The 5,773-nt window shown below is 29.3% G+C and carries 9 protein-coding genes; 3 read left to right on the top strand and 6 right to left on the bottom strand.

The annotated features are described in order from the left end of the window. A partial coding sequence (locus ACH2BO_RS12350) for a DNA-3-methyladenine glycosylase I (RefSeq protein ID WP_395045037.1) occupies positions 1-376 on the top strand: 376 nt, incomplete at its 5' end. Positions 377-451: 75 nt separating this feature from the next. Next, complete coding sequence (locus tag ACH2BO_RS12345; RefSeq protein WP_395045036.1) at positions 452-583, top strand: four helix bundle protein; 132 nt, start codon at positions 452-454, stop codon at positions 581-583. Here ACH2BO_RS12345 and aat read toward each other — a convergent pair. The 3 genes from aat to ACH2BO_RS12330 form a co-directional block, all read right to left on the bottom strand. After that, on the bottom strand, positions 580-1,215 hold the full coding sequence (aat, locus tag ACH2BO_RS12340; RefSeq protein WP_395045035.1) for a leucyl/phenylalanyl-tRNA--protein transferase: 636 nt from the start codon (positions 1,213-1,215) through the stop codon (positions 580-582). The two genes, ACH2BO_RS12345 and aat, sit on opposite strands and share 4 nt — an antisense overlap. 119 nt (positions 1,216-1,334) lie before the next feature. After that, on the bottom strand, positions 1,335-1,715 hold the full coding sequence (locus ACH2BO_RS12335) for a DUF3127 domain-containing protein (RefSeq protein ID WP_395045034.1): 381 nt from the start codon (positions 1,713-1,715) through the stop codon (positions 1,335-1,337). A 12-nt stretch (positions 1,716-1,727) separates the two neighbouring features. Next, positions 1,728-2,603, bottom strand: coding sequence for a flavin reductase family protein (locus ACH2BO_RS12330; protein ID WP_395045033.1), 876 nt, complete (start codon positions 2,601-2,603; stop codon positions 1,728-1,730). A 216-nt stretch (positions 2,604-2,819) separates the two neighbouring features. Between ACH2BO_RS12330 and ACH2BO_RS12325 the strand changes: the two genes are divergently transcribed. Continuing rightward, the gene (locus tag ACH2BO_RS12325; RefSeq protein ID WP_395045032.1) at positions 2,820-3,965 is read left to right on the top strand and encodes a sensor histidine kinase; all 1,146 of its coding nucleotides are present in this window, start codon (positions 2,820-2,822) and stop codon (positions 3,963-3,965) included. On the opposite strand, the gene ACH2BO_RS12320 is transcribed toward ACH2BO_RS12325, so the two are convergent. The 3 genes from ACH2BO_RS12320 to ACH2BO_RS12310 form a co-directional block, all read right to left on the bottom strand. Then, entirely contained in the window at positions 3,966-5,132 is a 1,167-nt protein-coding gene (locus ACH2BO_RS12320) for a transglutaminase domain-containing protein (RefSeq protein ID WP_395045031.1), read from the bottom strand. It lies immediately after the preceding gene. A 21-nt stretch (positions 5,133-5,153) separates the two neighbouring features. Continuing rightward, entirely contained in the window at positions 5,154-5,543 is a 390-nt protein-coding gene (locus tag ACH2BO_RS12315) for an HIT family protein (protein ID WP_395045030.1), read from the bottom strand. A gap of 91 nt (positions 5,544-5,634) precedes the next feature. Beyond that, positions 5,635-5,773, bottom strand: a 139-nt coding sequence (locus ACH2BO_RS12310; RefSeq protein WP_395045038.1) for a GreA/GreB family elongation factor, incomplete at its 5' end; no start/stop codon positions are given.

Here is a 5,773-nt window from a genome sequence, read left to right as displayed (position 1 = left end):
ATTTCATGGTTTTGATTATAAAAAAATAGCTCAATATAATGAAGAAAAAGTTCAGGAATTATTATTGGATGCAGGAATTATTAGAAATAAATTAAAAGTTAGAGCAACTATTTCAAATGCAATTTCTTTTATGAAAGTACAAGAAGAATTTGGAAGTTTTTCTAAATATATTTGGAATTTTACTGGTGGGAAACCGATTGAAAACAACCGAAAATCACTAAAAGAAGTGCCTTCAACAACGCCACTTTCTGACGAAATTAGTAAAGATTTAAAGAAACGCGGATTTAAGTTTGTTGGCTCAACTGTTGTTTATGCTCACATGCAAGCTACAGGAATGGTAAATGATCATGTTGAAGATTGTTGGACACAGAGATAGTTTTCAGTATTCAGTCGCAGTCGCAATTTTTAGTCACAGTTTTCAGATATTAGACAAACTTTAAAGCAGATTAAGATGGATTATAAAGAATTATTAGTTTATAAAAAAGCTTTTCAATTAGCAATGGAAATTTTTGAGCTGTCAAAAAAATTTCCTGTTGAAGAAAAATATTCATTAACAGATCAAATAAGACAGACTGAAAACTAACTTTTCAAAACCAAAATGAAAGATTCTCTAGAAATTTCAAAAGCACCTAATTTTTCCAAATGGTCATTGTGTAATTGACAATCAAGTAATTTATAATTGTTTTCTTTTAAGTATTCTATAAGTTTTACAAAAGCAATCTTACTAGCATTTGGAACTAATGAAAACATACTTTCGCCACAAAAAACATGACCTAAATCAACACCATACAAGCCACCAACAAGTTCATTATTTTGCCAAACTTCAAATGATTTTGCTTTACCTAATTTATGTAATTCGGTGTACGATTTTATAATATCATCAGAAATCCAAGTGCCGTCTTGTCCTTTTCTTTCAATATTTTGACAATTTGAAATTACAGATTCAAAATCTTTATTAATAGTAACTTCAAAAATATTCCTATTTAGAATATTTCGCATGCTTTTAGAAACTTTATAATCCTTAGGATTGACAACCATTCTTGTAGATGGTGACCACCAAAGTATTGGTTCGTTTTCATCAAACCATGGAAAAATTCCATTGTTGTATGCTAACAATAATCTTTCTATTGATAAATCTCCGCCAACAGCCAAAACACCTTCATAAGATGCTTCTTCAACTGGAGGAAAATAAAGTTCTTTGGTTAGGAAATACATTTTTTATAGAATAGAAAATAGAAGAAAGAGAAAAGATTTAGTAAGCAAAAGCCATTCTAAAATTTACATAAAAATTAGAATGGCAGTCTTTATTCTATTCTCTTTACTCTATTTTCTTATTAGAAAGGTAAATCGTCGTGTTCTTCTTCTTTAAAATCGGTTGCTGGAGCAAATGCTTCTGCTGCTGGCATTGGAGCCATTGGTTGTGCTGCTGCTGCATTTTCAGTTTGAGTTTTTTCAATTCTCCAACCTTTAATAGAGTTAAAATATTTAGTTTCTCCTTGTGGATTTACCCATTCTCTTCCTCCTAAATTTATAGAAACTTTTACGTTTTCTCCAACGGTTACATTGTTTAATAAATCGCTTTTGTCTTGAACAAATTCAATCATTATACTTTGCGGATATTGCTCGTCTGTAGTAATTACTAACTCTCTTTTTTTAAACGTTGGACTCACTTGTTGCTCTGCGCCAACCACTTTTACTTTTCCTGAAACTTCCATAATATTATTGTTTTATTGTTTTGCTAAAAGCACTTTCCAAGCGGTTAGTACTTCATTTTTATTTAAATATTCTTTGGCTAATTGGTGCATTTTTAACTCATCATCAGCACTCAAAACACCTTTCACTTCAAAATTTTGTTCTACAAATATAGTAATTTCTTCACTTGTTGGCAATGCTTCAATATTTCCTAATTTTCCTAAATCATTACCATTAAAAACGGCACTTTTTTTTATAAAATCTGGAATTGAATCTACACCAATTCCCAAAGTTGCCAATGGCTTTTCTACTTCAAAAAGTCCTTCTTTAGCTCTCGAATACCAATTGGCTCCAAGTCGAGAAACCAAATCAATTTTTATTGGATCAATAAATCCATTTGCATCTAAAATTGCTTCGTTTATATGCATTTTTAAAACTTCACAAATTATCATATTTCCTGCTCCACCATCTTTTCCTAAAGGAATAATATCATTTACCTTACACTCAAATTGCACCGGACTTTCGGCAACGCGATATGGTTTTACAACTTCGGATGGAATTGGAGTTAAACCCGATTTTAAAAATTCATTTACACCATCGGCATATTCTGTACTCGACAAGGACATTTGTTGTACTATGTCAAAATTTACCATGTTTATTACAACTTGACGCGTTTCTTCACAGTTAATTAAAGTATGTTTGGTGGTATTATTCCTAACTCTTCTGGCTGGCGAAAAAACTAAAATTGGAGGATTGGAACTAAAAATATTAAAAAAACTAAATGGTGACAAATTGGGGTTTCCATTTTTATCAATAGTACTCGCAAATGCAATTGGTCTTGGCGCAATAGCACTTTGCAAATATCCTTGCAACTTCATTGCCGAAACTTCCTTTGGATCAATTGTTAACATAAAATAGTAATTTTTACAAATATAAGAATTCAATTTCAATGACAATTGCAATATCAAAATTCAATTTCAATTTCAATTTCAATTTCAAAATGAAAACTTATAAAATTTGTGAAATTATTTTTACTTAACATTATGGTTAATTTGTAGAATTCGTGTAAAAATTCAATTTCAATTTCAATTTGAAAAAAATCATTACTTTTAAACAAAAATTCATAAATGCAATTTTCCGAAAACAGAAACAGAACTCGTTGGATAATCATCATAACTTCGTTTGTAATTGTATTGCTTATTTTATGGAATACTTATTCTTTTTTTCAGATTTTTAAAAATGAAGAGCGCGTTAAAATGCAAAATTGGGCTTTGGCACAAAAAAAAATAATGACCGACGATTTAAATGCCGATCTAGAATTACCACTAGCCATAATACAAAACCCAAGAATTCCAATTATTAAAACCGAAAACGATTCTATAATTGATACTAAAAACATAGAAGCCGATATTAAAATTGATAAAAAGAAATTATATGCAAAACTTCAAAAATTAAAAAATCAAAACGAACCCATCATTATGAAAATATCTGATGGAATAACCCACAAATTATATTATGGTGATTCTTCATTATTAAACAAATTAAAATATTATCCTGTAGCGCTTTTATTAATAATTTTTCTTTTTGGAGCCGTTGTTTACAATTTCTATAAAAGCACTAAAATGGCAACCCAAAACAAACTTTGGGCTGGAATGGCAAAAGAAACTGCGCACCAAATTGGAACTCCGTTATCATCATTAATTGGTTGGTTAGAAATTATGAAAGCCGATAATGTTGATGAAACCACCATAACTGAAATTGAAAAAGACATCAATAGATTGCAAACAATTACAGAGCGTTTTTCTAAAATTGGGTCTGAACCAGTTTTAGAAAATAAAGACATAGTTGAAGAAACCAAAGAATCGTTTGAATATTTAAAATCACGTTTTTCAAAACAAGTAGAATTTAGTTTTTCGGCACCAAACAAACCCTTAATGGTTTCACTAAACTCGGCTTTACACAGTTGGACAATAGAAAACCTAATGAAAAATGCAATTGATGCGATGAAAGGCAGAGGAAAATTAAAAATTTGGATAGAAAACGATGGTCAAAACGTAAAAATAAATATAAAAGACTCAGGAAAAGGAATTCCAAAAAATCAATTTAAACGCGTTTTCGAACCTGGATTTACAACCAAAAAGCGTGGTTGGGGATTGGGTTTATCACTAACTAAACGTATAGCCGAAGAATATCACAATGGTAAAATAAAAGTTCTAAAATCTGAAATAAATCTAGGAACTACAATGCAAATTATTTATAAAAAAGCCAAATAATTATCTTCTAACAACTCTAGTTTTAACAAACATTTTAGCTCTTTCTGGAATTTCTTTAGAAATAAATTCGTTTACAAAAGTTAAGTTTTCGTCAAACATAGGTTTACTTGAAGCCATTGATCGTTTTAAATTATTAATAACCGGAATGTTTTCTTTATTAATATCTTTTATTTCTGTTAAATCATTTTGACATTTTGCCAATAAATCACAAGGTGTTTGAATTTTGCTTTTTAAATCTTCATCTGATTGAAAAGGTACAAATCTATTGTTTCTATATTTTACAAATTCTCCAAAAAGCCGATGCGCTTCTTTTAAGTTATTTATTATTTCATCAAGTTTTACAATACTTTCTTTATGATTAAAATAACCAGTTTTTAAATTTGCAAACTCTAATTTATCAATTATCATCCGGTTTTTTAAACCATTTTTTTTAATTCTTTCAACGCTATTTGCTGATTTTTCCACATCCGACAAACTTTCATGTCTTTGAATTTCAGTTAAATAATCAAAGATTGTTGTTTTATTTGTAGCTTCTAATTTACTATCATAAAACTCTTGATTGTTTATTGGATATTCTGAAAATTGCCACAAATAATCAAATGGCATGTGTGTTGCAATTAAACTTTTGGGCTCAGCTTTATAAAATTTATTGTTTAATTTTCTAGTAAATTTTAAATCATTTACATATCCTGATCCCCAAGTTGGATCAAATAAATACCATTTTTCATCTATTTTAGAAGCGCACCAAACATGAGATAGATTAGAAACTTTTCCTTTTATATCTTTGGTGTAACCATCGACTAAAATTGTTTTTACTTCAAGTTTATTCATGATGTCATAAAAAACTTGAGCATAGTGCATGCAAATACCTTTTTTAGATTTTAAAGTATTGGTCACTTTTTCTAAAGCAGATTGATTGGGTTTTTGGTTCGATATGTTTTCAACATCATAACTTATTGTTGATGCTGTCCAGTAAAAAGCAGCTCTAATTTTATCATCGTTAGAACTAAAGTTGTCGTTAATATATTTTACAATTTGAGTGGTAGATTCTTCAAAACTATTGGGCATTGCATCTATTTTTTTATCAATAGCATCATATTGATTTTGCGCTTGAAGATTAGAAAAAACAGAAATGAAAAATAGTGAAATAAACAAAAATATTCTCATCGTGAAAATTTTAAATTAAAACTACATATTGCTTTGAATTTTTTTAACCAATTCTTCAAATTCTTCTTTAGATAGAGAAATTTTATTTTGAAAACGCATTTCGTCCATTTCGTTTAACGGAATTAAATGAACATGAGCATGTGGAACTTCTAGACCAATAACTGCCATACCAATTCTTTTGCATGGAACAGATTTTTCTAGAGCAACCGCAATTTTCTTAGAAAAAAGCATTAATCCCAAATACAATTCGTCTTCTATGTCAAAAATTTTATTGATTTCTTGTTTTGGAATACACAAAGTGTGTCCTTTTGCATTTGGATTTACATCTAAAAACGCTAGAAAGTTTTCGTCTTCTGCGATTTTATAGCATGGAATTTCTCCGTTTACAATTTTGGTAAAAATACTGCTCATTTTACTTTGTTTATAAATGACATTGTGTTTGCTATTAGAAATCACTTCTACTGCGCTCAATGTGACAAATTATTTAATGAGATTTAATGAATTAATCCCGAGAAATTTCTAAAATCTCAAATTTCAAAGCGCCATTTGGCACAGTGATTTCGGCTATTTCTCCTACAGATTTTCCCAGTAAACCTCTTCCTATTGGAGAAGTTACTGATATTTTTCCTGTTTTTAAATCG

Origin of the sequence: Flavobacterium sp. (assembly GCF_043773265.1) — a bacterium.
GTDB lineage: Bacteria > Bacteroidota > Bacteroidia > Flavobacteriales > Flavobacteriaceae > Flavobacterium.
This window is presented reverse-complemented; position numbering and strand designations above follow the sequence as displayed.